The organism is bacterium (genome assembly GCA_036524115.1).
In the GTDB taxonomy this organism is placed as follows: Bacteria; JAUVQV01; JAUVQV01; order JAUVQV01; family DATDCY01; genus DATDCY01.
The window spans coordinates 1-26318 of record DATDCY010000315.1; the positions used below are offsets into that span (position 1 = coordinate 1).

Sequence of the window (26318 nt, forward strand, 5' to 3'; positions counted from 1 at the left end):
AAGGAAAACACCACGATCGTCGACGGCGCCGGTCCCAAGGACAAAATCCAGGGCCGCATCAGCGAGATCCGCAAGCAGATCGAAGCCACCACCAGCGACTACGACAAGGAGAAGCTCCAGGAGCGTCTCGCGAAGCTCGTCGGCGGCGTGGCGGTGATCAACGTCGGCGCCAGCACCGAGACCGAGATGAAGGAGAAGAAGGCCCGCGTCGAGGACGCGCTGAACGCGACGCGCGCCGCGGTGGAGGAGGGCATCGTCCCCGGCGGCGGCGTGGCGCTGCTGCGCTGCGTGGCCGGCCTCGACGAGCTCAAGCTCGAGGGCGACCAGGCCGTCGGCGTCTCGATCGTCAAGCGGGCGCTCGAGGAGCCGATCCGCCAGATCGTGGTCAACGCGGGCGTCGAGGGCGCGGTGATCGTGATGGAGGTCAAGAAGAACAAGAAGGCCTCCTACGGCTTCAACGCGGCGACCGAGGAGTACGGCGACATGATCGAGGCCGGGATCATCGACCCGACCAAGGTCACCCGGACCGCGCTGCAGAACGCAGCGTCGATCGCCGGCCTGATGATCACGACCGAGTGCGTCGTGGCCGACAAGCCGGAAGAGGACAAGAAGATGCCCGGCGGCATGCCCGGAGGGATGGGCGGCATGGGCGGCGGGGACATGTACTAAGAGACAGGCGGGAATCCCCCGCCTCGGCGTCACGGGGGGACGGGCACGAGCCCACCCCCCCTTAAAGGGGGAGCGAGGGGGATTTCAGGACTGTCGCGGCCGGCTCACTCAGGCGGCCGATCACATACCGAGGGGCGGGTTCCCGGAAACGGGGGCCCGCCTTTCGTCTTTGAGGCGATGGGAACTGGTACTTCCCGAGTCCGTGCCCTGGAGGAACATGGCGTGGGCGTGCGGCGTGGCCGGCGATAACGCCAAGGCGCCATCCGCCACTCGGATCGATCCCGCTCGCGAACGCACGGCTTCAGCTAGAGCCGCCCGTGGCTACCTGCCACTTGTTCTTCAGGAAGATCCTTGTCACCCGAGGTCGCGTTACGCAAGTCATGGGTCTGCTTCTCACCGCTTCCGACATTCGGGTTTACCTGGCGACGATGAAGCGCGGTCGCGGTCCCATCACAACCGCGAGTTGCTGTGAATGTTGCAGATGCCGATCTGGGCGGAACAATGGGCGTGGCAGTTCGAGCACTACTCCGATCTTCGGTGCGCAGCATACCACTACCGTGGTTCTGAACGTTGGCGCGCCTCGGCATCCAGCGAAATGTGACTCTCGATGCTACTAATAGGCTGTAGACGTATAGACATCACAGATCGGGTCGATCTCGGCGAACAACGACTCCACCATCGGCGACATCATCGCCGAGGCGCGTGGCATGGTAGCCATGCCGTGACTGAGGAAGCGCGGGGGAGAGCCATGGGACACCCTCTTCTTCGAGGTGCCGTCGCTGCTGCTCTTCATGCACAAGCGGCCTCGAAGAAGGCGAGCCTCGAGACGTTCAAGGGGCACAAGAACGACCGGCAGGACTCCTTCGACCTGTTCTTCGCCGCGAACGAGCGCTCCCTCGCCGACCAGGTTTCGCGAATGGCTCCACCTGTTTCGTTTCCCACGGCCGGCGCCACCGCGCCTTGTGACGGACGCACGCCGATGGACCTTGACAAGAGCCAAGTTCTTTGCCAATGTTCCACGCCATCAAGGGACCGGCGGTCATGCCGGCCCTAGCCGTGATCCGATGGAGGCCCAGGGCGTTCAGGCATCTGAGATCGCCCGACGTGTCTTCGAAACGCTCGATCTGACGGACAGAGGACCGGATGAGCGCTGGGGTCAAGGCCGTCGCGGGGTGTGTCCGGTGGCTCGAGGCGCTCGTGCGCCTCCTTGAGGTTCGCGGCGGAGCGGCACAAAGGCGACTGCGTTCTTCTTCCGCCGGATGGTCCGCGCGTTCCTCCTCCGTCGCTGGCAGGCAAGAAGCGGCCTCGCTCTCCATCCCGGCGCGCCGAGTCAGGCTCCCACGGTCACTGAAGGATGAGGGAGTCACGGCGCTCGGAGAAGCTGGCCCGAGGAGGCTGGAAGGGCCGGGTCCAAGCTCACGGCCGAGCCCGCTGCCGGACACGTGGTTGTGCGCCAGGGAAAGGCGACAGGAATGTCCGTAGACTTCCTTGGCAAGCTCAATCTCTTGGGCGAGTCAGCAGCATTTCGGCGCATCTTCGAGTTGATCAAGCGTTTCGCCGCCTGCGAGGCGACGGTGTTGCTACAGGGTGAAACGGGCACCGGCAAGGAAGTCGCAGCTCGCGCCATCCATTTCCTGGGTTCACGACGAGATCGGCCTTTCATTCCAGTGAACTGCGGGGCGCTCCCCGACAACCTCTTGGAGGCCGAGTTGTTCGGCCATGAACGCGGCGCCTTCACTGACGCGCGAGAGAGCCGTGCAGGAATGGTTTGTGAGGCGGATGGGGGAACGCTCTTCCTCGACGAGATCGAGGCGATGACCCCCAAGGCGCAGGTAGTGTTCTTGCGCTACCTCCAGGACGGGACCTATCGCCCCCTGGGCGGTCGATTCGCGCGCTCCAAGGACGTCAGGGTCATGGCGGCCAGCAATGTGGACCTGGAGCAGCTTGTCTCGCGGAACGCCTTTCGCAGTGACCTGCTCTACCGCCTCAAGGTGCTCACGCTGTGGATGCCCCCGCTGCGCGAGAGGGAAGGTGACATCCTGATGCTGGCGGAGGCGTTTCTCCGGCGTTTTGCGCAGCAGCACAGACGGCCGGAGAGACGCCTCCACCCCGGGACCCGGGAGTGGCTTCCTCGGTATCATTGGCCAGGCAATGTCCGTGAGCTGGAGAACCTGATGCTGAGGGAGTTCCTGCTTTGCGATGGCGACTCGATCGACATCGAACCGCCGGCAGAACTGCGGGGACCGGCGGCAAGGCGGACTCCCCTGGACAAGGGCTTTCGGGTGGCCAAGGCCCAGGCCGTCGCGGAATTCGAGCGCACCTACATCAAGGATCTTCTGGCGGCCAGCAAGGGCAACCTTTCGCTTGCTGCGCGTCTGTCGTGCAAGGATCGCAGCACCTTGGTGCGCCTGGTCAAGAAGCATGGGATAGAGGCAGCCCACTTCAAAGCCTGAGCTTTCTCGCGTCCGTCGTCAGCGCGCTGCACACGCACGCTCATCGATTGTAGGGGCCGGGGTACCACAGGTGGGGCGTTGACGCCACACCTCCGCCGACGGCCGGTCTTTCCGACGCCGAGACCTGCACTTAGACGTCAATGCCCACATTGCTGCGCCGTGGCGTGCACGCCCACTCGCTCGCGATCATTACGCAATAGTGTCGCCAGAATAAGCTGTTGCGTCTGTAGATGGTCTTGGCACGCCAGTTGCTATCGATGTCCCCAAGAGACAGGAGTTCGAGGCGATCCCGCATCGGAGCGCGACTTGAGTCTGAGCGGACAGGGGGATCCTCCCAATGGCATCCAGGCGCGGATGAACAGCGAGACCGATGATCAGTTCCCAGATCCGGAAGTGGCGGAACTCGCCAGTGAAGTGATGAGTTTTTTGGAGAAGCACCCGCAGGCGGCGGACACCAGCGAACATATTGCCCGCTGGTGGATACTCAGACAGCGCGTCGAGGTTGCCTTGGCAAAGACCTCCTTGGCGCTGGACTACTTGGAGGCCAGAGGTCTCGTGGAGCGTGGAGTCGGCGGGGTCTATCGGCTCGTCCGGGGGCGCCACCGGTGTGTGCAGGCGCCGATGCATCAGGGATAGGCGGGAGAGGTTTCGGATGGCAAACAGTTCCTCGATCCCCGCGGTCGGGAAGACCATCCTCGGGCTGCTCGAGGACCATTGTCCGGACTCGCTGCTCGAAAGCCCGAAGTTCGAGCTGCAGCAGCCCGCACACTATGGCGACGGAATGAGCGAAGGCTTCTCACTGCTGCTCTATCGGGTGAGCGTCAACGCGACGTTGCGCAACCTCCCGTCGCGGCGTGGCGTCGACGGCCGGCGGCTGCGCCCGTCTCTGCCACTGGATCTGCACTATGTGCTTACACCTTGGGCAAAGAGCGCTGACACCCAACAGGTGCTGCTGGGCTGGGCCATGCGGTTTCTTGAGGACCGCTCGATTCTGCCTGCAGGGATCATCAACTCCTATCTCCCGGGTGTCTTCCGGCAGGATGAAGCGATTGAACTCGTGTGCGACAGCCTCCCGCTTCAGGAGTACTTCAACCTCTGGGACAAGCTCAAGACCAAGATGCAGGTCTCGGCGACCTACGTGGCTCGTATGGTTCTGCTGGATTCGGAGTGCGAGGTCGCCGAGTCACCGGCGGTGCAGACCCGCGAGTTCCAGGTCGGGGAGCCTCTTCAGGCATGAACTCTCTGCTGAGATCTCCGGATCGCGTGACCCGAGCGGCGTTGTTCGGCATTCGCTTTCGGGACGAGGCCACCGGCGCCGAGATCTCCGAGGGACTGAAGGTGACGCTGTTCCCCGAGTCGAATCCCAAACTCCGAGTAGACGCCTTCCGCACCCGCAGTGGCGCCTTTGCCGCCATGCGGCTGCCCGGCCTCCAGCATCTGGCATCCGGCGGCGGAACCCTGGACAACGGCGAAGGGGACGAGGAGTTCTGGACGGAGGCTTTGGGCAAGAGTCGTCCTTACGTTGTGGAGGTTCGGGACCTGCACCATCGCTTTCTAGCCTTCGCCCTTCGCACCAGCCTGCCGGCTCACGGGTGCATCGCTGTCGCGCCAGAATTGCAGTCCCCTCTGCCAACGGCGCATCGGGTGCCCCTGTTCTCCGCGCCGACGCGTCCCGCCCCCAGTGCTATCGGGGTCATACGAGTTGAACTTCGCGACGCGAAGAATCGAGCGCCTCTGGCTGGTGCCTTGGTGCGAGTGGAGCACGAGGGGGAGGAAATCGGCTACGGCTTTGCCGATGAGCGGGGCAAAGCGGCCGTGATGTTTCCCTATCCGGAACCGACACGTCAGCGGCTCGCGCCGCCTGATGGCTCGCACGATACCCAGCCGGCGCGAAGGCTTTTCGACTGGGATCTGAGTCTTCGAATTCACTGGGGAGTCTGGGGGCCTGAGTCACCGACGCGATCATCGTCCCTCCCCGACCTCGGTGATCTACTGGAGCAACGCAACCTGCCTGCGGGGCGGGCCCTGTCCCGTTTGTCCCCAAGGCTCGACCTCGGCTCGGAGAAGCTGCTGCTCGGCAGGGAAACGGTGGTGAGGACGAAGGAATCGGACACCAAGGAATATTCGTGCCTGTACGTTGCGCGCCACTGAGCGGGGCCTTGACCAACAAGGAGGAACGTCATGCCGGAGTATCTTGCCCCAGGCGTCTTTGTAGAGGAAGTCTCATTCCGCGCCAAGTCGATTGAAGGGGTCAGCACCACGACGACCGGCTTCGTCGGGCCGACGCGTTATGGTCCAACGCATCTCGAACCTGAAGTTGTCACGAGCCTCGTCGCCTTCGAACGCGTCTACGGTCGGCCCGATCCCCTGAACTTCAGTGATCTTGGGCGGCTACACAACTACATGTGGCACGCCGTGCGCGCGTTCTTTGAGGAGGGGGGCAAGCGGCTCTATGTGTCACGCGTCTTCCGGCCGATGGTCGGAATTGATGGCGACCCAAAGTCCGCACGCTACGCACCACCGCCCGAGAAGCTTGCGGACGACAAGGCGCGTCCGACGAACGGGCTCTATCGCGAAGACGGTCACGCGCGGGCGTGGCTTACCAAGAGCACGGCAGCAGTCGCCTCGGCGCAGGGTGCCGTCACCGCACTGAAGAACGCCTTTGTGCGCACGTCGGAGACTGTCGAAGAAGCGAGGCGAGCGACGGCGGCAGCGGCAGTAGTGGCTGCAGACGCGAGTGCCACGGAGACGAGCAAGGCCGATGCCGACAGCCTGGCCAACAGGAAAGCCGAGGCCGGCAAGGGTGCCGTCGACACACTGGCTGATACGGTCCAAGCACTCAGGCGTCCAGTCGAAGACGCGAAGACGGCGTACGACGGGAGCACGATCGAAGTCAAGAGTGTGGAGGCGAAGTACGGCGATCTCAAGAAGGCGGTCGATGAAGCAGCGAAAGTGGAGATCGCGGCGACCGTCCTCGCGGCCGCAGCGGCGGACGCCTACACGAGAGCACAGGAGACCGTCAGCAAGACTGCGGCGGTGTCCGCGCTGGCGGGCAAGCTCAAGCAGCTTCCAGAAGCCGGCGATGCCGTAAGGAAGCTCGCTGAGGCGTTAGAAGGCCTGTGCAAGGCAGGCGGCGAAGCGGAGAAGGTCTGCAAGAAGGCGAGTGATGTTGCCGACGAAGCTAAGAAGAAGGGCGAGGAATTCGGCAAGAAGCCGGGTGACGCCAATGCGCGCAAGGCCGCCGTGGACGGTGCCAAGGCCCTTGTCGAGCCCTCGAAGGCAGCAGCCTACCAAGGCGCGACTGTCCTTCAGGGGGCTGTGTGCATCGAGGCACAGACCGCTGCAGACTTGGGCGCATCGCCCAAACCGCTGCCGCCGCCACAACAGGCCATCAGGGATGCGGTGTCAGCGGTGCGCAAGGCGGCGGTGGAGGCGAAGTCCGCGGCGGATGACGCCCTGACGGCGGCAATGATCAGCGCATACCCGCGCGCTTTCGCCGCTGCTGTGGCCGCCAATTGCAGCAAGGATCTCGCCGGTCAAGTCGACACGCTCTCCAATGCCACCGCCGAGACGATGGCGAATGCCATTGCCGATGCCCCCGGAGCCGACCATGCCGGCGCCCTTCTCCTCCGCGCGAGATTCCCGGGCGAGGCCGGCAATCTGACGGTTCGCTTTACGTTGCGACTTGGGCAAAACGGTTTGGTGCATGCTGGTACGCAGGCCGAGGTCCGCGGCTTGGTTTCGGGCGACTTCGTGTGGATCGGCAAGGCAGCGGAAGGCTCCTCTGGAACGCTTCTTGTCGCCCGGCCGAGCGAGGACGGCAAGGACTGGCACTTCAGCGAAACTGGGAAGGCCGCAGACGCCAAGTTCTGGCTTCGACAGCCGCAGCCCCCCAAGCCGAATGCGGCAAGGCTTGTTCCCGGCGAAGACGCGGTGCGGATCTCCTCAGTGCTCGTCGAGTTGATCCAGGACGGTGGATCCCCCGCCTGGGACGGCCTCTCTCTCCAACCCGATCACAGGAGAGCTGGCGCGGCCGACTCTCTCTCGGAGAAATTCAAGACATCCCCGGGGAATGGCGCGGACGCTCGCGAGCTGCCGTTCGTTCTTCTGACCGAAGACTCGGTTGCTACGGCGACCGATCTCTTCAGGACGCTGTTCGGCCAGGGCTCCAATGACTGGACCTCACCGAAGGCATCGCAGCTGGTGGCGATGCACCGGCTCGCCGGTGGCAACGACGGCCAGCGGCCGCGTGCGGCGGAGTACGAAGGCGGCGTCAGCGACCCGGACGAACCGAAGACGGGGCTGAAAGCCTTCGAGGACCTGGAGGACATCTCGATCGTCGCCGCGCCTGGCGCGACCTTCGGTTACGGGAACGGATTCAAGACCGACGCGACCCGAATTACCGGGCTGCTCATTGCGCATGCTGAGCACATGCGATACCGGATCGCGGTCCTCGACAGCGGAAACGGTCTGAGCATTGCGCAAGTGCTTGCCATGCGGGCCGCGTTCGATTCCAAGCACGCGGCGCTCTACTACCCGTGGGTGATGGTCCTCGACCCGGTGACGCGTGCGGAAATTCCATTGCCGCCGAGCGGCTTCGTGTGTGGGATCTATGCCCGCAACGACATTGAGCGCGCCGTGTTCAAGGCGCCGGCGAACGAGGTCGTGCGGGGCGCTCTCCGCTTCGAGAGCATGCTGAACAAGGCGCAGCAGGAGGTGCTCAATCCCGAGGGGATCAACTGCTTCCGGTTCTTCGAGGGGCGCGGCCACCGTCTCTGGGGCGCCCGCACCATCAGCTCCGATTCCGAGTGGAAGTACGTCAACGTGCGACGCTACTTCGCATATCTGGAGCGGTCGATTGATCGCGGCACCCAGTGGGCCGTGTTCGAACCGAACGGCGAGGCGCTTTGGGGAAACATTCGCCGCACAATCGAGGACTTCCTGCTCAACGAGTGGCAGAATGGCGCCTTGCTCGGCGACAAGCCCGAGAAGGCGTTCTTCGTCAAGTGCGATCGCTCCACTATGAGTCAGAACGACCTCGACAACGGGCGGCTGGTGTGTCTGGTTGGCGTCTCGCCGTTGAAGCCGGCGGAGTTCGTCATCTTCAGGATCGGTCAGTGGACCGCCGACCGCAAGGCATAGCGGAGCAAGGAGAAGACCATGGCCGTTCAGCGCGAGCGTCCCTACGTCCAGTTCAACTTCCTGGTCGATCTCGGCGAGGGGTGGAACCCCGACCGGCCCGACGGCGGCTTCCAGGAGGTCAGCGGCATTGGGATGGAAGTGACCGTCGCCGAGTACCGCAACGGCAACGCCAAGGAGAACAGCGTGATGAAGGTCACCGGGCTCAACAAGAGTACGGACGTCACGCTCAAGCGCGGCGTGATCGGCTCGCTGAATCTGTACAAGTGGCTTGATCAGATTCGCAACGGTGATCAGAACGCGCATCGCACGGTAACCGTACAGCTGCAGAACGAAGATCACACGGCGGTGGTGCAGACGTGGAAGTTGCTGCGCGCCCGCATCACCAAGCACACGAGTGGTCCGATGAATGCCAAAGGCACCGACGTGGCCATGGAGGAGTTGGTGCTCGCCTACGAGCGACTGGAGATGGAGTGACATGCAAGCTGCCGCCAGACGGGAACTGCCTGGCATCCGCTTCGAGGGGCAGACCCGCGACCTCGACGAGGTCCTCCCACGCATGGACGTGGCGGTGTTTGTTGGCTTCGCGGAGACCGGACCCCTGCACCTGCCGGTGGCAGTGGAGGACGCACAGCAGTTTCAGAGCATCTTCGGCGGAAACGTGCGGCTGGCCTGGGATCGATTGCGGGGGCGCTGGACGTACGCCCATTTGGCGCCCGCTGTGAACTGCTTCTTCGCCAACGGCGGCGACCGCTGCTGGGTGGTTCGCGTCGCCGGCGAAGCAAGCTATAACCGACATCCCCTGCCGGGTTTGTTCCGTGTGGCCGAGGGGGCGTCCGGCATCGTAGAAGGGATCCGCGCGTACGCGCGGTCCCGGTGCAAGGGAAGCTGGTCCGACCGATTGCGCGTCAGCGCTCGCATCCGCACACAGCCGGCGTTCGTGAAGGAAGTGAACAAGCTCGACCCGTGTCAACTGGTGCTTGCCGTGGCCACCAGCCAGCGGCTGGGCGTGGGGGACATGCTGCGCATCGTCGCCCGGGACCGGGAGACCGCCTACCTTCCCCTGCTGACAACTCAAACCCATCCACGGGACCCGCTCATGGTCGTGACCGCAGACCGGGCCATCCTCGCCTACGGCGAGCCGGCCAGGCCGGGGGAGTGTCCGCAGCTGCGCGTGCTCGGTGGACAGGATGTCAGCCATTCTGTCGTTGAAGGCGCCCCCGCGGAAGTCCTTTCCTTGGATCTGCGGGTCACTTGGCCTGATGGCCTCACCGAAACCTTGTGCGGCTTGGGTTTGGCCGCCGGTCACGAACGCTTCTGGGGCGACCTTCCGACGGATTGTGAAGTGTACCAGCGCACCGCAGGCGGAACGGGCAGGGTGGTCTTCAGCGAAGGCCTTCCCGAAGGGAGGCGCTTCTCGCTCGCGGGCAATGACGTGGACCGGCGCGATGTCTTCATTCCCTGGGGATTGGCCGGCGACTTCACGGAGGGCACTCTGGCGGAGACAGGGCCGGCGTCGCGGCTCGAGCGCGACGGGCTTGCCGATTTCTCGGAGGCCCTCTTTCTCGACCGCGACTTGCGAGCCACCTCGGGGTGGGAGTTGATCGAGCACGCGGACTTTCTGCGCTATCGCTCGGTCGAGCCCCGGAGATTGACGGGCATCCACGCAGCCCTAGGGTGGAACGACTCGCCGGTCATCGACGAAGCGACGTTGATAGCTGTTCCCGATGCGGTGCACCGGCGCTGGGTGCGCCCGGCAGCGAAGAGCTCCAGCTGGTGCGTGCTGGAACTGCCCGCGAGGTCCGCGCAGGGAAAGCTGTTTCGCAATTGCGAGGCATGTGCGGTCCCCGCGGTGACCTGGGTCGATCCCGAGTTCCCCAATAATTCATCCTGGTTTCGTCTGAACTGGAAAGTGTCGAATCCACAGGGTGATCAGGAACCCACTTTCCGACTTGAGGAGTCGGCCACAGGCGACTTCTCCGTCCCCGATTCAATCCTCAGCATATCAGAGTGTTCTGTCGGCATCTTCGACAGGTCCCGCGGCGAGTACTACTACCGGGTTCGTGCTGAGCTGGATACAAGGCCCGGAGAGTGGTCGAAGACGCTTCGCGTCCAACTGCCGGAAGTGCGGGAGTACGAAGTCTCCGAAGGCGGCGAGGAGGAGCAGACTCTTCTCTCCGTGCACCAAGCCCTCCTGCGGATGTGTGAGGCTCAGGCCGGTCTGTTCGCGGTTCTCTCCCTGCCAGACACCTACCGGGCCGCGGCGGCGGTTCTCTATGCGCGAAGACTTGCCGAACAAGTGCTCAGTCCCGGTCGTGCGACGGCAGAGGCGGCACTCGAAGGGGCCGGGGCAAGAGTGCTCAGCTACGGGGCCATCTACCATCCCTGGCCGTCCGTTGCTCTCCCGGCCGGAGGCTGCCAGGACATTCCCCCCGACGGAGTTGCCCTCGGGCTGCTCGCTCGGCGGGCCCTGGAGCGTGGAGCGTGGGTGCCTCCGGCCAATGAGATCCTGCCGGGTATCGCAGCGCTGTCGTCGGCGCTGGCACCTGATCAACTGTTGATCCTACAGGATGCAAGGGTCAACGTGCTGCGGCGCGAACCGAAGGGCCTTACGATCCTGAGCGCCGACACATTGAGCCCTGACCGCGAACTGGGGTCGATCCACGTGCGCCGGCTGCTGACCCTACTGCGGCGTCTCGCGTTGCGGGCGGGAAACGAAGCGGTGTTCGAGGCAAACGGGCAAGCGTTGCGCAGCCTCGTCGAGCACCGCTTCGAGAACGTGCTGGCGCAGCTCTTTCGCAGGGGCGCGTTTGCTGGCGCGAGACAGGAGGACTCCTTTCAGGTGAACACGAATGCCGAGGACGCCCTCTCCGAGGGCAGCGCGGGCGAAGGACGCCTCGTCGTGGAGCTGAGGGTGCGCCCAGCCCAGGCCCTCCGGATGCTGACCATTCGGCTGATCCAGTCCGGCTCAACGGTGAGCGTGAGCGAGGTGTCTTAGTCATGCCCGCGAGCGACAAGCGCGCCTACCCCTTCACTGCGTTCAACTTCGAGATTCGCATCCACAAAGAAGGGGAAACGGCGCCGCTCTGCAACGGGGCCTTTGCCGAGTGCGACGGGCTGGAGGTCACCATGGAGGTGAAGAGCATCCGGCAGGGAGGCGACAACGCCCGTCAGATCCGCCTTGCCGGCCCAGCGGCACTCGGCCAGCTTACGCTCAAGCGGGGGATGACCGAAGGCTTCGACCTCTGGACGTGGTTCGCGCAGACGCTGGATGATCCGGGACTGCGGGCCGATGCGGAGGTCGTACTTCTGGCGGCCGACGGTTCGAGCGAGAAGGCGCGCTTTCTGCTCTCGCGCTGCGTGCCGATCAAGCTCAAGGCGCCGCCCCTCAATGCGCGGGAGGGCGCCGTTGCCATCGAGGAGCTGCAGATTGCCTACGAGACGCTATCCGTCAAGGGGGTTCCCAGCAAGCCGGCCGGAGGAGCGCCATGAGCCAATTCGCCGTTGCCAAATTCAGCGAGCTGGGATCCGACTTCAAGACCCCTAAGAAGAACGGCAAGACCGCAATCGTGCAGTTCAACCCTGAAACACTCAGGGTGAGCTACGCCAACCAGATCCAGAGTCCTTCCTCAGGTGCCGGCAGCCAGAGCGACGGATCAGCGAGCCGGCAGTACGTGGGCGCGGGTACGACCAAACTCTCGCTCCAGCTCTGGTTCGACGTCAACGCGCCGATGCCCGGCACCGAGGCGCCGGTGAACGACGTACGTCGTCTCACCCAACGGGTCACCGACTTGATGAACCCAGAGCCCTCGGGCAAGGACAAGGACAAGTACGTGCCCCCGGCAGTGCGCTTTCAGTGGGGCTCGTTCACCTTCGACGGAATCATTGAATCTTTGGAGGAGTCGCTCGAGTTCTTCTCCGGCGACGGAGTTCCCCTGCGCGCCAGCGTCTCCCTGTCCATGTCCCAGCAGAAGATCCTGTACATCGAATACAAGGGACCGGGGCTGGGCAAGCCGCGGGCTGCTCCCGGCACCCAGCCCCTGGTTCAGGCCGTCCGTGGCAGCACTGTCCAGGGCATGGCCGAGGCAGCGGGTCAAGGTGACAACTGGCAGGCAATCGCCGCCGCCAACGGGATAGAGAATCCCCGGCAACCTGCGCCAGGCCAATTGCTGAGCCTGGCGGGTTCACCCATGACCTCCGGAGGTGTTCTGCGATGAGCGTCGTAATCAACGAGTTCGAAGTCGTAGCCGAGTCACCCCCGGCGCCCGGCGCGCCCGAGGTCGAGCGTCCGCCGACGATGGCGCTTTCCCTGTTCGTACTGCAAGGCATGGCGCGCCAGCTGGCCGAGCGAGCGCTTCGCATCTGGGCCGACTGATCGATGGCTGGAGAAGCAGCCGTCCTGCTGCGCTCTGCGCGTCCGGCGCTCCTCGTCGGCGGCCGCGAGAGTTCTGCTCTCGAGGGGGGGCTCATCGACCTGGCGATCCACGAATCCGTGGAAGGGCTGTACCGCTGCGAGGCGCTCTTCAACAACTGGGGGGCGACCGCGGGTGGTACCGGTTATCTCTACTTCGACCGCCGCATCCTTGAATTCGGCAAACGCTTCGAAGTGCGGCTCGCGGGCGACACACTGTTCGACGGACGCATCATGGCGTTGCAGGCGGAGTTCCCGGAAGGCGCACCGCCACGGGTTCGCGTCCTGGCGGAGGACCGCCTGCAGGACCTGCGCATGACGCGAAGGACGCGCAGCTTTGCCGACGCCAGCGACGCAGACGTCGTCAGCCAGATCGCGCGCGATCATGGCCTCACTCCGCGGACCGACATCAGTGGCCCCGTCCACAAGGTGCTCGCCCAGGTCAACCAGAGCGACCTGGCGTTCATTCGCGAGCGGGCTCGCGCCGTCGGTGCCGAGGTCTGGGTAGACGACACGACGCTGGGCGTTGCGCCGCGAGCGCAGCGCCGCCGGTCGGGGCTGCGGCTCGTCCACGGCGCAAAGCTGAGGGAGTTCGCGGTTGTGGCGGATCTGGCTGGGCAATGCACTGAGCTGGCCTACGGCGGCTGGGATGTGGCCGCCAAGGCCGCTGTGAAGGGCGCAGCCGATGCCACGATCCTCAGGGGGGAACTGGGGACCGATGAGAGCGGCGCAGCGGTCCTGCGCGCCGCCGTCGGCGACCGGGCGCAGACAATCGCCCACGGCGTTCCCCACAACGCGGTGGAGGCCCGCGCCCGCGCCGAGTCGCACTTTCGAGCGCTGGCGCGTCGCTTTGTCGTCGGTCGCGGCGTCGCCGAGCCGGATGCCCGGCTGCGCGTCGGCGCCTCGGTTGAGCTGCAGGGACTCGGGCCCCTGTTCAACGGGACTTACTACGTGAGCGAGACGCACACGCTGTTCGATGGCGCCAACGGGCTGCGCACGGCGTTCGCCGGAGAGCGTCCCGGGCTGGGCCGGCCGTGAGAGGAGACGGCGAACGGTGATGTTCGAAGGCCTCGTCTTGGAGCAAGCGCTGGCGCCGCGGGGGCCGACAGGCCTCGGTGGCCGATGGTATGGAGTGTTTCCGGCCCTGGTCATAGACACGAAGGATCCGGACGGCCAAGGGCGTGTGAAGATCACGCTGCCCTGGGCGCCTGACAGCAGTGGAGGTCGATACGAGGCGTGGGCGCGGCTTGCAACCTTGATGGGCGGCTCAAACCGCGGGAGCTGGTTCGTGCCTGACACGAACGATGAGGTGCTCGTTGCGTTCGAGGGAGGAGATCCGCGCCGGCCCTTCGTGGTTGGCGGTCTCTGGAACGGCAGCGACCAGCCGCCGGAGCGCATGGATGGAGGAGGCAACAACTACAAGAAGGTGCTGCGGTCGCGCAACGGCGTGAAGGTCACCTTGGATGACCAGGATGGCCAGGAGAAGCTGCTCCTGGAGACGCCGGGCGGCCAGAAGGTGACGCTCAAGGACGGACCCGGAGTGGTGGAGATCATCGATAGCAACGGCAACTCGGTGAAACTGGAAGTCTCGGGCATTACCGTGAGCGCCTCTGGCAAGGTCACCGTCAACGCCAGTCAAGTTGCGGTCTCTGCAGGGATCGTCACGGTGGATGCGGGGATGGCGAGGTTCAGCGGCGTGGTGCAGGCGGACACCGTCATCACCAACTCCGTAATCAGCGCCTCCTATACCCCCGGTGCGGGAAACATCTGGTGAGGCCATGAGCCATACCCTGCGATGGATCGTGCCCTCTCCGCTGTGGGAGGGGATTTCCCCGGAAGCGCAGACGGAGTCCGGCGCTTTCGGGCGTCCGGCAATCCTGCGCTTCACTGATGATTCCTTCATGGAACAACTTCTCGCTCTTCTGGAGCGGAATCCGGCGGACCTCGCTTCACTCCAGGCCCGTCACGAAACGTGGCGCGGTCACGCGCCGGGTGCAGAGCGCCCCGGTGAACCGCAACCGACCCTGGTCACGAAGCTGAGTCGCATTGGCCTGGCGCGGAAGGCGCGAAAGGCGCGTGAAGCCCTGCGGGCGCGGCCTGCGGTCGTGGGCAAGCCCGCCGCCACGCATGTGCCCTACCAGCTCAAGCTCTATCAGCCGGCGAGCCAACGCTACTACCTCGTGGCAGCCCATCTCTCCTGCGCGACCGCGGGATTGCCCGACCGGCGGGTAGATGCGGGCCGGCAAGAACGCGTGGGCTTCGTCGTGCGACGGCTGCTCCCACGCAATGCGGCCTCTCTCGAGCCGGATGAACCTATGCCAACTCTGGATCCCAAAGACCTCGGCGATTGGGAGGAATACAGTCTTGCCGTCGGGCAGCGCGGCGAATGGCGTCCGACTTCCGGCCCTGTCCAGGTCCGGCAGGCGGGCGAGGAACTGCTCCCAATGTTCCCGCTCGTCTATCAGGAGACCGACGGCCAACCCCGCCGGCTCTTCGCAGGCCTGATCCCGGTTAGTCGACGCGAGGTCTACATGGGGGCATCGATCCGGACGGCAGAGGGCGCAGCCGGGGCGCCCGCTCAGGAAGACCATCGCTGGCTTCTGTTCCAGACGCGGGTGACCGAGCCCTGGAAGAGGCTTGTCGAGCGCGCCGCTGCCGCCAAAGCCATGCATGAGGCCTCGGAAGCAGAGAACGGGGAGATGCCCCGCTTAGTTCTCGAATCGTCTATCCGGGCCGTGCGGGAGCACGTACAGACTGTTTCGTGGTATATCGTCGCGGACCTTCTGGAATTGCTGCACGAGCACTTGCCCGAGGTGGCGCGGGCTGTGTTGGGGCAGGTGTCGCCCGCGTTGAAGCCATTCGGCGCGGACCTTGCCGCCGCCATCGATCGGATACGGCTTGACCCCTCTCTCAAGTCGCAGCTTCAGCAGCGGGCAAAGACTGCGGAAGGTGAGAGCCCAAAGGTCGCGGAGTCACTGGCCGAAGCGCTGCGCGCTATGGCCGGCTTGGTCCCTTCCCTGGAGGCGCGTTCGGCGGAGTCCTTGCGGGCAGACCTGGAGCGCGTTGACGTCGCGTACACGCACGAGAGTCCCGATCCCGGGTGGCCGGCATTCCTCTTTCCGCTGGCGGACTGCGAGAAGGTGGGGCCGATGCCGCCGCAACCCACTGGCGGCGGCGAAGACGACGTGGAAGCTCTGTTTGGTCATTTCCTGGAAGTGATCAAGTCGGCGCTCGCCGAGACGAAGGTGCAGTCCTCGCCGGCTGCGCCGATCGCTGCCAGCGCGGGAATCGACATGCGTGAGGGATGGTTCGTGCTGCGCTGCGTGTTCGAGCGCCCCGAGTGCGCGCCCCGACACACCGCGGTGGTGAGCGCCCCCACGGTGCCCTTCCAAATGGCGGGCTTTTTCGACCCCGACGCTCCCGCGCGCCCCATCCGCATCGGCCTTCCTGTCGACACGACGCCGGCGGGCCTGCGGAAGTTCGACAAGAACACAGCGTTCATGGTGTCGGACGTTCTGTGCCGCCAACTCAAGCGCTTCAAGGGCATCACGCTTGGCGACTTGGTGCGTTCAGTTCTTCCCTGGCCGCTGCACAAGGATCTTCCCGCGGATGGAAACGCCCCCTGCTCGAAGGAGGGTCCGAATCCTGGCATGATGTGCTCACTCTCGATCCCGATCATCACCATCTGCGCGCTGGTTCTCCTGATGATCATCGTCAGCGTGCTCGACTTCGTCTTTCGTTGGTTGCCCTTCTTCTCCGTGTGCTTTCCCCTGCGCGGCTTCGGGGCCAAGAAGGAATCGTGAGTATGCCTCTGGTGGATCCCGGGAAGGTCTTTGGACGAGGCATAAGTTTTCCGCCACGCGTGGGCGCGGACGGCAGGCTCGTCTGGTCGGAGGGTGAGGCGAATGTGCGCGAGAGCATCCGGATCATCCTCCTTACGGAGCCTCAGGAGCGCCTTCGTGTGTCATCCACCTTCGGCAGCGGCCTGCGGCGGTTTCTGTTCGAGCCCAACAACGCAGCCACCCGTACGCGCATCGCCCGGACCATCGAACAGGCAATCGCTGCGTGGGAGTCCCGTGTGCGCGTCGATTCCGTGACCGTCGAGGCGGACCCGGAGGACGCCGAGTCGGCCATCGCCACCATCACGTACCGGCTGGTTGCGACGCAAGTGCAGGAACGCGTCAGCCTGTCGGTCAAGCTTGCCGGGTGACAACCATGCCCATTCTGCCGCCCCCAATTGACGACAGACGCTACCGGGACATCCTGGAAGAGGCCCTGGCTCGCATTCCGGTGCACACGCCGGAGTGGACCAATTTCTGCCCCAGCGATCCGGGCGTCACCTTGATCGAGATCTTTGCGTTCCTCACCGAGAGCCTTCTCTACCGCGCAAACCAGATTCCCGATCGCAACCGCGTCAAGTTCCTGCAACTGCTTGGCGTGCCGTTGAACCCCGCTGCGTCCTCGCGCGGGATCCTCGGCATAACGAACGAAGTCGAGCCTCCGCAAGCTATAACTCTCAACGCAGGGATTGAGGCGAGTGCGGGCGAGATCCCCTTCCGAACGGAGCGGGGTCTCGACGTCCTGCCCGTGGAGGCCTGCGTCTACTACAAGCGGCCGGTGAGCGATCCTACTGGGGAACTTCGCAAGCACTACGACTTGCTTTATGCCTCCCTCAAGCAGGAGGGGGGCAGCGCAGCCGGCGATCTGGTGCTCTATGAGACCGTGGCCTACGAAGGGCGGGACGATCGTGGCATCAGTCCTGGGGAGGACACGGTAGACGGCTGCCTCTGGCTCGCGCTGCTCACTCCTTCCAGGATGACCCGGAAGGACCCGGCGTCCAGGCTGCGCGAGGAAGTCCGTGGGAAGATCGCCGGCAGAACCCTGTGTGTGGGGGTGGTCCCGGCGCTGGTCGATGCGGACCGTCGCCTCGAGCCTTCGGGCCGCGCGGCCCAGGAGCAGCCGTCGCTGCAGTTCCAGATCCCGCTGGTCCCTCGGGTAGGGGAGCCCTCCAGAGCAGGTCAACCGCGCTTGGCCGACTATCGCACGCTCGCGCACCGGGCGAGCGTCGACGTCCTCCAGGAACCCGGAATCGTGGAACTCGCCTTGCCTGGTGCGGATGACCTGGCCCTCTGGGAGGACCTCGATCCCCTGGAGTCCGGCAGCTGGAACTACCCTCCTGCCCTGGCGGACGGTGGTCTCGAGGGGCGCATCGTCACCTGGATTCGCGTCTCCTCCCTCAATGCGAAGAGTCGTGTGCTGTGGGTGGGGATCAACGCGGTCATGGCAACGCAACGAGACCAGATCACCAATGAGATGCTGGCCGATGGGACGGGCGAGCCGGACCAAGTGCGCCGCCTGGCCCATCCACCGGTCCTCCTCGATTCGGTCCGCATCTTCGTCTGCAGTCCTGGCGGCACCTGGGAGCCCTGGCGCCGCATCGACGATTTGCACGCTGCCCCCGGGGAAGTTGCAGCCAGGACCTCGCGCCTGACGACGGTCGTCACGGTCGACTCGTCCCGAGAGAGCGGCGTTCGGCCTTCCCTCTCGGCTTTGCCTGCCAAGGAACGTGCCGCCGATGTCTTCTGGGTGGACGCGGAGTCTGGTGAGATCCGGTTCGGCGACGGATTCCGGGGCCGTCGACCGCCGCCGGATGCCAAGATCAAGGCCACCTACGATCATAGCCGCGGGGCAGCCGGCAACGTAGGGCCGGGGACAATCAACATGGCTCCTTCCCTGCGCGAGGGACTCAAGCTCAGGAATCCCGTGCGCACCTGGGGCGGCTCCGCCGCCGAGCGCGTGGAGGAGGGCGAGAAGCAGGTTCCGCGCTTCCTGCAGCATCGGGACCGACTGGTCACCGTGGCGGACTTCGAGGCGATCGCCCTGCGCACGCCGGGAATCGATGTCGGGCGCGTCGAGGTGCTGCCCTCCTACAACCCAGACATCGCTCCTGACGCCGTCGGCAACGCTCCAGGCACGGTGACGCTGATGCTGATTCCCCGCTTTGATCCGGCGCATCCCAATGCCCCCGAGGCGGACCGCATGTTCCTCGACGCCGCATGCCGGTATCTTGATCCCCGGCGCGTGGTTACCACTGAGCTGATCCTCCGCGGACCCAAGTACCTGGACATCTGGGTCACCGTGGGCATCGAGGTCTTGGCGCTGGGGCGGAGCCCGGCCGAGGTGAACGAGGAAGTGAAGAGACGGTTGACGGAGTTTCTGTCGCCGCTGCGTGACATCGGTCTGGCGGACCCCGCCGAGACCCAACTCGTGCCCGAGTACGCCGACATGCGCAAGGGCTGGCCACTGCGCAAGGCAGTGTCCGCGCGCGAGCTGATGGCGGTCGCAAGCCGGGTACCCGGGGTGCGTCTCGTGAACGAGGTGCGTCTGGCCGACGCCACCGGGCAGGAGCAGCAGGAGGAGGTGAGCTTGGAGCGCCTGCAGCTTCCCCGGGTGGCAGGCATCGCCGTCGAATTGGGCGACGCACCAGCTCCGGCGGACCTGATCCGCAGCCAGACAGCGGTTGGACCCGCGGTTACCCCAGGTATCGGGAAGCGCATCGTGCCCGTGCCGGTGATTCCGAGGGAGTGCTGAACGCATGGACGCCAACGGCACTCGGTATCAGCTGCTGCTCGGGCGCGAGGACTGGGACGCGTGCTGTTGCGCTGCATTGGATACCGATCCTCGGGGCGCCTGGCTGCCGCCACGTCACGGGGATGCGCCACTGGAATGGAACGCGGACACATGCGAGGTGCTGCTGCGCGCCAAACCGTTTGTCCACACGCCGGCGCCCAGGGACGCGCGCCCCGATCTCGAGCGCGACCGGCGCGGTGCCGCCGTGGACATGTTCGGCAACTGGTACTGGGTTGATGAGACGCGCTCGCGTATCCGGGTGCGTTCCGCCGGCACCGAGCTCGTGTCGGATTTCTGGCCTGTCCCAGCCTCGACACCAACCTGCACGCCGGGTGGCTTCCGGGCGGCCGAGACCTCCCCGCCGCCGACCGGCGCGGAGTTCGGCGGGCTGGCGGTGACGTCGGATCATTTCCTGGTGGCAGGCACCCGGGCCCCAGCCGGCGTCCTGGTCTTTGACCTCTTCGCCGGCGGGCCGCCGGAACAGCTGACCTGGCCTGCCGGCGTGAACTTCGTCCCTTGGGATCTGGCAGCCGGGCCGGACGGCGGGCTGTGCATTCTCGACCGGGAGAACCAGCGCTACTGGTCCTTGGATCGCCGGTTCGAGGTGGTGTGTACGCCAGAGTCCCGGGTGGTGCAGGAGGAAGCCGACCAGACCTTCCAGCCGGTGGAAGGAGAGGCCCGCCGCAAGATCTTCCGTCGCACTTTCCCGATCGGCATCGACGTTGGCGGCGTCTCGACAGTCGGCGCCAATGCCCCGGCGGCCATCGAAGTGCTGGCGGATGGGACCGTCCTGATCCTGGACGGGCCGGCCAGCGGCTCCGCAGGCTTCTCGAAGATTCTGGTCTTTCGAGATGGCGCGTTCGTCAAGAACCTGGACCTCAAGAAGATGAGCGACCGTGTCGATCCGGCGGTTGCAACGAGCTTCTCATTGGTCGGCTACGACATGGCGTTCGTGGGCACGACAGCGCTGGCCGGCCACAGCGGCGTGCTGTACGTCGCGGATGCCGGCGGCAATCAGGGCTATGCATTTCGGCTTTCGATTGACGGGAAGGGCGACTGGCAACAGCAGGCATTGTCAGAATATCTGCCCATGCGCCGTTTCGGAGGGAAGGCGCTGGTGGTCTTCGGGGGGACGGTGTACTACGACTTCGCGGAGGCGTGGGTGCCTCTTGTGCAACAGTATCGCCCGCGTTACCAGCCTGAGGCCTGGCTCGACACCCGTCACTTGGACGGAGGAGAGCCGGACTGCGTCTGGCATCGACTCCTCCTCGATGCCTGCATTCCTTCGGGGAGCAGGGTCGAAATCTGGAGCCGCGCTGCGAACAGCCCCGAGCTGCTCGAGGCCGCTCCCTGGCTGAAGGAACCTCCGCTCTACCTGCGCGGCGACGGGTCCGAGCTGCCGTTTCTCCAACAGCCTTGGTCCACGTCGTCAGGCGCGAGGGGACGTGGCGACGGCACCTGGGAGCTCCTGCTGCAGAGAGCGCAAGGCCGCTATCTTCAGGTGCGGATCAGACTTGTCGGCCAGGAGCGGAGCACGCCTCGACTGCGGGCTCTGCGCGTCTATTACCCGCGCTTTTCCTACCTGAATGAGTATCTGCCCGCCGTCTATCGCGAAGACCAGCCGTCGGCGAAATTCCTGGACGGGTTCCTCGCCAACGTGGAGGGGATATGTACCAGTATCGAGGATCGCATCGCGGCCGCGCACGTCCTGTTCGACTGGCGCAGCGCGCCGGCGGAAGCCCTTGAGTGGCTGGGGAGCTGGCTGGGCGTCGCGCTTGACCCGGCTTGGAACGAAGAGCGCCGCCGGCTGTTCATCCGGCATGCCATGCTGTTCTTTCAATACCGAGGCACGGCTCACGGCCTGCGGCTGGCGCTGTCCCTCGCACTCGGTCCGCAGGTCGATGAGTCGCGCTTCGCAGTGCCCGAGCGGGTGGGCGAGGAGCGCTTCGGCGTCCGCATCATTGAGAAGTACCTGACCCGCAAGCTCCCCGACGTGCTGTTCGGCGACCCCGCGCAACTCGAGGCCCCGGCGGGCGCCGACGAACTCCGACCATGGAGGCCGGCGGATGGACGTGACGCGCTTCGGCGTCGCTATGCCCGCCTCCTCGGTCTGCCCACGAACGCGCCCCTGCCAGAGTTTCCTTTGGTGCCGCCGGTGGATCGACAGGCAGCGGGACTCTGGTCTCTGTTCTGCGAGCAAGTCCTTGGCTTCACACCCTGGGCCGCCGGCTTGGAGCGCGAAGCCTGGCAACGCTTCCTGGAAGCCCGCTATGAGAGTCTCGACAAACTGCATGACGCATGGCAGGCCCCATACCAGGGCTTCGAGGAGATCTTGCAGCCGACGAACCAGCCCCAGGACGCCGTCGTCGCCGACGACTGGGCGCGCCACATGCGCCAGGCAGACCCCCTGCGCACCCCTGGGGAGCGCCTTGATTGGCAGTCGTTCCTGCGCGGGCGCCACGGCGCGGTCTCGCAGCTCAATGCCAAGTATTCGACCGCGTGGGCGGCTTACGACCTTGTGCCGCTGCCGGACACGCTGCCGCCCGACGGGCCGGCGCTCGAGGACTGGTTCCAGTTCGAGGCCGCGTTCCTGGCGATCCGTGGCACTGCCCACCGCTTCAGCGTCCTGCTGCCCATGCCGACCGACAGTGATAGCTCGCCCGCGGAGCCGGGCCGTCGTCTGGAACTGGCCCGGCGCATTGTCGGACTGGAAAAGCCGGCACACACCGTCTTCGATGTGCGCTTCTATTGGGCCATGTTCCTGGTCGGGCAGGCGCGCCTTGGGCGCGACACCCAGGTCGAGCTGGGGATTCGTGAGCGGCTGCTTCACGCCCTGGTTCTCGATCACGGCTATGTCGGCGAGGGCTACCTCTCCCCTGCGGCCAGCGAAAGCAGGAGCGAGCGGCAGATCCTCGGTCGGAACCGTCTCGATCATTGAGCATCCGGAGCGGGGGGAAGAACATCTTGTCAACGGCAGTAGCAACACGGGAGAGCAACGATGAGCTGCATCGCTTCTGATACGGTTAAGGCGCAGGCGAGCGCACCGGTCCCCAACAAGCACGTCAACTACGTCCAGGGGATGGTGCTCGGTGTGGACGATTTCATCCAGGAGTTCGCCTATCATGCCCATCGCGTCCGGTGGTTGGCGCGGGATGCGATCGGCTACGGCACGGTGCGCGGTCTCGCGGTTACGGTCATCGAGGATACCGGACTGGCCGCGGAAGAATCGAATAAGTGGAAAGTCGAGGTCACAGGGGGAGCAGCCCTCGATCCCTGTGGCCGGCTCATCTGCGTGCCGTCTAACCAGTGTGGCTTCCTGAACGAGTGGCTGAGAGACAACCAAAAGGCGGCAAAGGCGGCGCTCACCGAAAGCAATCTGCTCGACCTCCACCTCACCCTTTCCTATCGGGACTGTCCCACCGACACTCGACCCGTTCCCGGAGAGCCCTGCCGCAGCGAGGAGGAACTCGCGAAGCCCTCCCGCATCGCCGACGACTTCCTGCTGGAGCTGACTCCCGAGGTGCCGAAGCAGTGCGAGGAGGACGGGCTACGGTCCTTCACGAGCTGGTTGCACGCCATACCTGTCGCAAGCGGCCCCTCGAGCGATCTCAAGGCCTTCCGCACGGCTGCCGAGAAGTGGACTCCGGATGGACCCGCCCCGCCCGCGGATCTGACGGTGGCACCTGAGGCTGCGCAGACCTACTGGCGCGAGGCACTGCGCATTTGGGTCACCAAGCTTCGTCCGACGTTCAATGGACGCACCTGCAGCTGTACGGCTCCTCTGAAATCCAGCGACCCCAGCGACCGGTTGCTGCTGGCCACCCTCCGCTTGAAGGTGGAGTCCGGCGAGCGCATCTTTGTCACAGCGCCCCCGGATATCGACGAATCATTCCGCCCATTCCTTGTGCAGACGCGCGGGCTCCAGGATCTCTGGACAGGCCCTCGCACGGTTGGCTCAGGGGAGCCAGAGCCGGTGCCTTCCGGGTACCGCGTGGTGGCGGCGGGGAGGATCCGTGGCAGGTTCGCCGACGGTGATCCCACGGTGTTCGGTGGGCTGAAGGTCGTCGACGTTGCAAAGGGGCGAGTCAAGTTCTCTTTTTCCGGATACTCGTTTCCCGACGAGAGGAACCAGTACGTTATCAAGGCCCTCGGCGCGTACAACCCGAAGCTTCCGGTCCCGGCAGTTCGCTTCTCCAGTTTCGAGGATGACGGATTCGTGCTGCGAGTGACCCGGGGCATCAATGAGGTGGAGGTCGAGTATCTCCAGAACATGGAATTCATGATCGAAGTCAGCACGTTTTGGGCCCAGCCCTGAGGTGAAAGGAGGCGAACAATGGCGGCCAAAGTCCTGCAGGAGGCGATCCTCGAGGGCGGGATCCGCTCGGTCAACTTCTTCAACGGCCGACTGCTCACCGGTCAGGACCTGAGCCGCGAGCAGGAAGCGCGGCGCAAGGCCGACCGGCGCGCCGCGCAAGCGTCGGGCTACGGCATCATCTGGGGCCTTGAGGTCTCAGACGAATCGCCCGAAGCGGACGGACAAAGCGTCCGAATCCAGCCCGGGCTCGCGGTCAGTCGGAGCGGCCGCACGCTCTTTCTCGAATCGGCAACCGACGTTCTGCTCGGCCGGCGCGCGCCGCCCTGCGTGGGCGCGGCGCGTACCTTCGACGACTGCGAACGTCTCAAGAGCGGGACATATGCCGCCAAGGAAGGCATCTACGTGCTAACCATCGCGCCCGCAGAAGACCGGGAGGGCACGGCGTTGAACCACGCCCTCGACGACGCGGTGGTGCTCTGCCGTACCGACGCTCTGGTAGAGGCCGTGCAGTTTCGCCTGCATTCCCTCGACCAGTACCTCACGGATGTGGATGAGGCCATCCGCCAGCGCACACCCCAACCCGAAATAGCGGGGCGTCTGAGCCTTATGCGCAATCGCGTTGCCCACCGCTGCTGCGGCGTCGATGCGCTGCGCGCCTTCCTGGAAGATCCCCTGGCCGAAGGCGGGGCACCTACCGGCCTGCTCGCGCAGATCGAGGGCAGTCTGCTGACCCCCTGCGACGTCCCGTTGGCGATCATCGCCCTGCCGACCGCTTCGGCGAAGCCTCGGATTGAATTCCTGGACCTCTGGTCCGTCCGGAGGCGAATGACACGTTGGAGTGCTGCCGGACCATGGGGAATGGTCATCGGCGACCGGCGTCAGGCCGAGGGCGAAGCACTGTTCCTGCAGTTTCAGGATCACGTTGCGTGGCTCGAGCGGAGAGGTGACGCCGTCAAGGCGGTTGCTGCAACACAGCGCTTCGATTACCTGCCTGCCGCCGGCATCCTGCCGATGCCTGGCAACACCAAGGAAGACGAGGCGGCCCTCGCCACGTTCTTTGGCGGACTCACGGTGCGCGGCCCGGCCTTCATCGAGGGTGCGCGTCTCGAGCCGCTCTTGCGCGCCTCGTTCGCCTACCCGCCGATCGACCTCGCCAGCGGCGAGTTGATCTGGCTCTACTGGGTGCGCGAGAACCGCGTGGCGATCGACTCCCGGACGAAACCCATGCCGCGCGCCGCCCTGGTGTTCACCAGCGGGCACATGCCGTATCAGGCGGATGCGCGGTTCGACGTATCGAAGTGGGACTACGCCAATCTGGCGCTCGACGTGTGAGCGCAGTCCCAAGTAGGCACAGGAGAGGAGGCTCTGATGGCATCCGGTCTAGAGAAGGCCATTCGGCTGAGAAAGCCAGGGGAGATGGTGGTCTCGGTCAGCGAGATCCTCGACAATCTCGACGACAAGCTTACGTCCGAGGAGAAGCAGAAACTCCTGGTCGCAGTTATGAGCCAGCGCAAGGAACAGGTGCGCCCCGGGGACCTAATCACCGCGGATCTGCTGAACCAGGTCCTCGCGGACGTCGCCGACCTGCAGTTGAGGGTCGTCAAGATCGAGGCCGGCTGGCAGCCGGACACAGAGACCGTAAAGATTCTCGAACCCAACCCATCAAGCACACTTCGTATCGGGGACCCGCTTGTCATCGTCGGCGTGAACTTCGGATCGGCACCTAGGGTGATGTTGGAAGAAGCTCTAATCACAGGATTCGAGTTGGGAAGCAACGAGCGTATGCTCATCATCAAGTCGATTCCGGCTATTCAGAACATCCCCGAGAAGGGACGGGCGGTCCTGCTCACGGTGACCAATCCGAGGAAGGGCTCTGATTCGACGACCTTCACGCTGGCACAGCCGGAGCTGACGATGCCGACCGGGACCTTGCAGGTGTGGCGCAACGGCACCGTGAGCGATGCGAAGCTCGTCGCCGGCAAGAGCTATACGTTCCCGTACCGCATACGCGCTGTCGCAACCTTAGACGAAACGTACAACCTGGGCGCGGCGATAGATGCTGGCTGGTCGGCCGTCGCTGTCGACAAACCGGATATGACGGGAAAGGTGATTACCAGCATCCCGATACCGAAGGGGACGGTCATCGTTGACGGCACGACCGTGGATCTTGGCGTGCGAGTCACGATTCCAATGGGGATCGCGAGCGGGTCGATCGGCCGTATGCACCTTACGGTGACTTCGCAGAAGAACTCCGCCTTGACCAGAACATCCAGCGACACGGAACTGGTGGTCGACGGGCCACCACCCGGGGCCTCGGCAATCGCGATCGCTCCCAACAGCGTAACCTCGCCCGGAAGCATCGAGCCCGTGACCGGGCAGGCGCCGGTCATTAAGGTGCCCGCCACGGGACAACCCGCCGACGAAGTCGACGTCACTTTTCTCGCCACCGTTCCCGCCAACGGCAAGTACAGCATCAAAACGCCACTTACGTTCGAGGGGAATCCAGCGGGATGGTCGGCGAACGTCGTCGGTGCATCGGCAGGTTTGTCGTGGACGGTGCCGGATGAGACTTTCGTCGTCACGATCAAGGCGCAGACTGGCGCGACCGCGGCGAAACTCAAACTGAGGATCGTCTCGGACGCCAGTGCGGCGGTGTTTGGAGAACTCGAACAGAACGTCAAGCCAAAATGGACAACATAGA

Annotated in this window: 21 protein-coding genes; 20 read left to right on the top strand and 1 reads right to left on the bottom strand. The window is 64.9% G+C overall.

Annotation, left to right across the window (positions count from 1 at the left end; translation table 11 throughout):
• The coding region (locus tag VI078_14860; protein HEY6000564.1) for a TCP-1/cpn60 chaperonin family protein at positions 1–669 on the top strand (669 nt) is incomplete at its 5' end.
• Between the two features lie 613 nt (positions 670–1282).
• On the opposite strand, the gene VI078_14865 is transcribed toward VI078_14860, so the two are convergent.
• The gene (locus VI078_14865; GenBank protein ID HEY6000565.1) at positions 1283–1462 is read right to left on the bottom strand and encodes a hypothetical protein; all 180 of its coding nucleotides are present in this window, start codon (positions 1460–1462) and stop codon (positions 1283–1285) included.
• Between the two features lie 679 nt (positions 1463–2141).
• On the opposite strand from VI078_14865, the gene VI078_14870 reads away from it, so the two are divergent.
• The 19 genes from VI078_14870 (at position 2142) to VI078_14960 (ending at position 26317) form a co-directional block, all read left to right on the top strand.
• The gene (locus VI078_14870; protein HEY6000566.1) at positions 2142–3122 is read left to right on the top strand and encodes a sigma-54 dependent transcriptional regulator; all 981 of its coding nucleotides are present in this window, start codon (positions 2142–2144) and stop codon (positions 3120–3122) included.
• Positions 3123–3476: 354 nt separating this feature from the next.
• The gene (locus VI078_14875; protein HEY6000567.1) at positions 3477–3758 is read left to right on the top strand and encodes a hypothetical protein; all 282 of its coding nucleotides are present in this window, start codon (positions 3477–3479) and stop codon (positions 3756–3758) included.
• A gap of 16 nt (positions 3759–3774) precedes the next feature.
• Positions 3775–4359, top strand: coding sequence for a DUF4255 domain-containing protein (locus VI078_14880; protein ID HEY6000568.1), 585 nt, complete (start codon positions 3775–3777; stop codon positions 4357–4359).
• Positions 4356–5273: a hypothetical protein gene (locus VI078_14885; protein ID HEY6000569.1), complete on the top strand. Its 918-nt coding sequence runs from the start codon at positions 4356–4358 to the stop codon at positions 5271–5273. Before VI078_14880 ends, VI078_14885 begins: the two co-directional genes overlap by 4 nt.
• Positions 5274–5303: 30 nt before the next feature.
• Positions 5304–8264 carry a phage tail sheath subtilisin-like domain-containing protein gene (locus VI078_14890; protein ID HEY6000570.1) on the top strand — a complete coding sequence of 987 codons (2961 nt, stop codon included), beginning with the start codon at positions 5304–5306 and terminating at the stop codon, positions 8262–8264.
• An 18-nt stretch (positions 8265–8282) separates the two neighbouring features.
• Positions 8283–8738, top strand: a complete 456-nt coding sequence (locus VI078_14895; protein HEY6000571.1) for a phage tail protein — start codon at positions 8283–8285, stop codon at positions 8736–8738.
• A gap of 1 nt (position 8739) precedes the next feature.
• Entirely contained in the window at positions 8740–11259 is a 2520-nt protein-coding gene (locus tag VI078_14900; protein ID HEY6000572.1) for a hypothetical protein, read from the top strand.
• A gap of 2 nt (positions 11260–11261) precedes the next feature.
• Positions 11262–11753, top strand: a complete 492-nt coding sequence (locus VI078_14905) for a phage tail protein (GenBank protein ID HEY6000573.1) — start codon at positions 11262–11264, stop codon at positions 11751–11753.
• The gene (locus VI078_14910) at positions 11750–12478 is read left to right on the top strand and encodes a peptidoglycan-binding protein (GenBank protein ID HEY6000574.1); all 729 of its coding nucleotides are present in this window, start codon (positions 11750–11752) and stop codon (positions 12476–12478) included. The genes VI078_14905 and VI078_14910 overlap by 4 nt, the downstream gene beginning before the upstream one ends.
• On the top strand, positions 12475–12636 hold the full coding sequence (locus VI078_14915; GenBank protein ID HEY6000575.1) for a hypothetical protein: 162 nt from the start codon (positions 12475–12477) through the stop codon (positions 12634–12636). The genes VI078_14910 and VI078_14915 overlap by 4 nt, the downstream gene beginning before the upstream one ends.
• 3 nt (positions 12637–12639) lie before the next feature.
• Positions 12640–13710 carry a contractile injection system protein, VgrG/Pvc8 family gene (locus VI078_14920; GenBank protein ID HEY6000576.1) on the top strand — a complete coding sequence of 357 codons (1071 nt, stop codon included), beginning with the start codon at positions 12640–12642 and terminating at the stop codon, positions 13708–13710.
• Between the two features lie 19 nt (positions 13711–13729).
• Positions 13730–14446 (top strand): phage baseplate assembly protein V, encoded by a 717-nt coding sequence (locus tag VI078_14925; protein HEY6000577.1) that lies wholly within the window; start codon positions 13730–13732, stop codon positions 14444–14446.
• Between the two features lie 4 nt (positions 14447–14450).
• Complete coding sequence (locus tag VI078_14930; protein HEY6000578.1) at positions 14451–16475, top strand: hypothetical protein; 2025 nt, start codon at positions 14451–14453, stop codon at positions 16473–16475.
• 2 nt (positions 16476–16477) lie between these two features.
• Entirely contained in the window at positions 16478–16882 is a 405-nt protein-coding gene (locus tag VI078_14935) for a GPW/gp25 family protein (GenBank protein ID HEY6000579.1), read from the top strand.
• Positions 16883–16887: 5 nt separating this feature from the next.
• A complete protein-coding gene (locus VI078_14940; protein HEY6000580.1) occupies positions 16888–19263 on the top strand; it encodes a hypothetical protein in 2376 nt (791 codons plus the stop codon).
• Positions 19264–19267: 4 nt separating this feature from the next.
• A complete protein-coding gene (locus VI078_14945) occupies positions 19268–22240 on the top strand; it encodes a phage tail protein (protein HEY6000581.1) in 2973 nt (990 codons plus the stop codon).
• Positions 22241–22300: 60 nt separating this feature from the next.
• Positions 22301–23617 (top strand): hypothetical protein, encoded by a 1317-nt coding sequence (locus VI078_14950; GenBank protein ID HEY6000582.1) that lies wholly within the window; start codon positions 22301–22303, stop codon positions 23615–23617.
• A gap of 18 nt (positions 23618–23635) precedes the next feature.
• A complete protein-coding gene (locus VI078_14955) occupies positions 23636–24949 on the top strand; it encodes a hypothetical protein (GenBank protein HEY6000583.1) in 1314 nt (437 codons plus the stop codon).
• Positions 24950–24985: 36 nt separating this feature from the next.
• Positions 24986–26317, top strand: a complete 1332-nt coding sequence (locus tag VI078_14960) for a hypothetical protein (GenBank protein ID HEY6000584.1) — start codon at positions 24986–24988, stop codon at positions 26315–26317.
• The last annotated feature ends 1 nt before the right edge of the window (position 26318 follow it).

Bases quoted from the DNA above. Each gene is read 5' to 3' on its own strand.
- VI078_14880 (HEY6000568.1), top strand. From the start codon at position 3,775: ATGGCAAACAGTTCCTCGATCCCCGCGGTCGGGAAGACCATCCTCGGG.
- VI078_14925 (HEY6000577.1), top strand. From the start codon at position 13,730: ATGTTCGAAGGCCTCGTCTTGGAGCAAGCGCTGGCGCCGCGGGGGCCG.
- VI078_14955 (HEY6000583.1), top strand. From the start codon at position 23,636: ATGGCGGCCAAAGTCCTGCAGGAGGCGATCCTCGAGGGCGGGATCCGC.
- VI078_14945 (HEY6000581.1), top strand. From the start codon at position 19,268: ATGGACGCCAACGGCACTCGGTATCAGCTGCTGCTCGGGCGCGAGGAC.
- VI078_14890 (HEY6000570.1), top strand. From the start codon at position 5,304: ATGCCGGAGTATCTTGCCCCAGGCGTCTTTGTAGAGGAAGTCTCATTC.
- VI078_14940 (HEY6000580.1), top strand. From the start codon at position 16,888: ATGCCCATTCTGCCGCCCCCAATTGACGACAGACGCTACCGGGACATC.
- VI078_14960 (HEY6000584.1), top strand. From the start codon at position 24,986: ATGGCATCCGGTCTAGAGAAGGCCATTCGGCTGAGAAAGCCAGGGGAG.
- VI078_14900 (HEY6000572.1), top strand. From the start codon at position 8,740: ATGCAAGCTGCCGCCAGACGGGAACTGCCTGGCATCCGCTTCGAGGGG.
- VI078_14870 (HEY6000566.1), top strand. From the start codon at position 2,142: ATGTCCGTAGACTTCCTTGGCAAGCTCAATCTCTTGGGCGAGTCAGCA.
- VI078_14875 (HEY6000567.1), top strand. From the start codon at position 3,477: ATGAACAGCGAGACCGATGATCAGTTCCCAGATCCGGAAGTGGCGGAA.
- VI078_14930 (HEY6000578.1), top strand. From the start codon at position 14,451: ATGAGCCATACCCTGCGATGGATCGTGCCCTCTCCGCTGTGGGAGGGG.
- VI078_14910 (HEY6000574.1), top strand. From the start codon at position 11,750: ATGAGCCAATTCGCCGTTGCCAAATTCAGCGAGCTGGGATCCGACTTC.
- VI078_14885 (HEY6000569.1), top strand. From the start codon at position 4,356: ATGAACTCTCTGCTGAGATCTCCGGATCGCGTGACCCGAGCGGCGTTG.
- VI078_14915 (HEY6000575.1), top strand. From the start codon at position 12,475: ATGAGCGTCGTAATCAACGAGTTCGAAGTCGTAGCCGAGTCACCCCCG.
- VI078_14905 (HEY6000573.1), top strand. From the start codon at position 11,262: ATGCCCGCGAGCGACAAGCGCGCCTACCCCTTCACTGCGTTCAACTTC.
- VI078_14865 (HEY6000565.1), bottom strand. From the start codon at position 1,462: ATGAAGAGCAGCAGCGACGGCACCTCGAAGAAGAGGGTGTCCCATGGC.
- VI078_14950 (HEY6000582.1), top strand. From the start codon at position 22,301: ATGAGCTGCATCGCTTCTGATACGGTTAAGGCGCAGGCGAGCGCACCG.
- VI078_14935 (HEY6000579.1), top strand. From the start codon at position 16,478: ATGCCTCTGGTGGATCCCGGGAAGGTCTTTGGACGAGGCATAAGTTTT.
- VI078_14895 (HEY6000571.1), top strand. From the start codon at position 8,283: ATGGCCGTTCAGCGCGAGCGTCCCTACGTCCAGTTCAACTTCCTGGTC.
- VI078_14920 (HEY6000576.1), top strand. From the start codon at position 12,640: ATGGCTGGAGAAGCAGCCGTCCTGCTGCGCTCTGCGCGTCCGGCGCTC.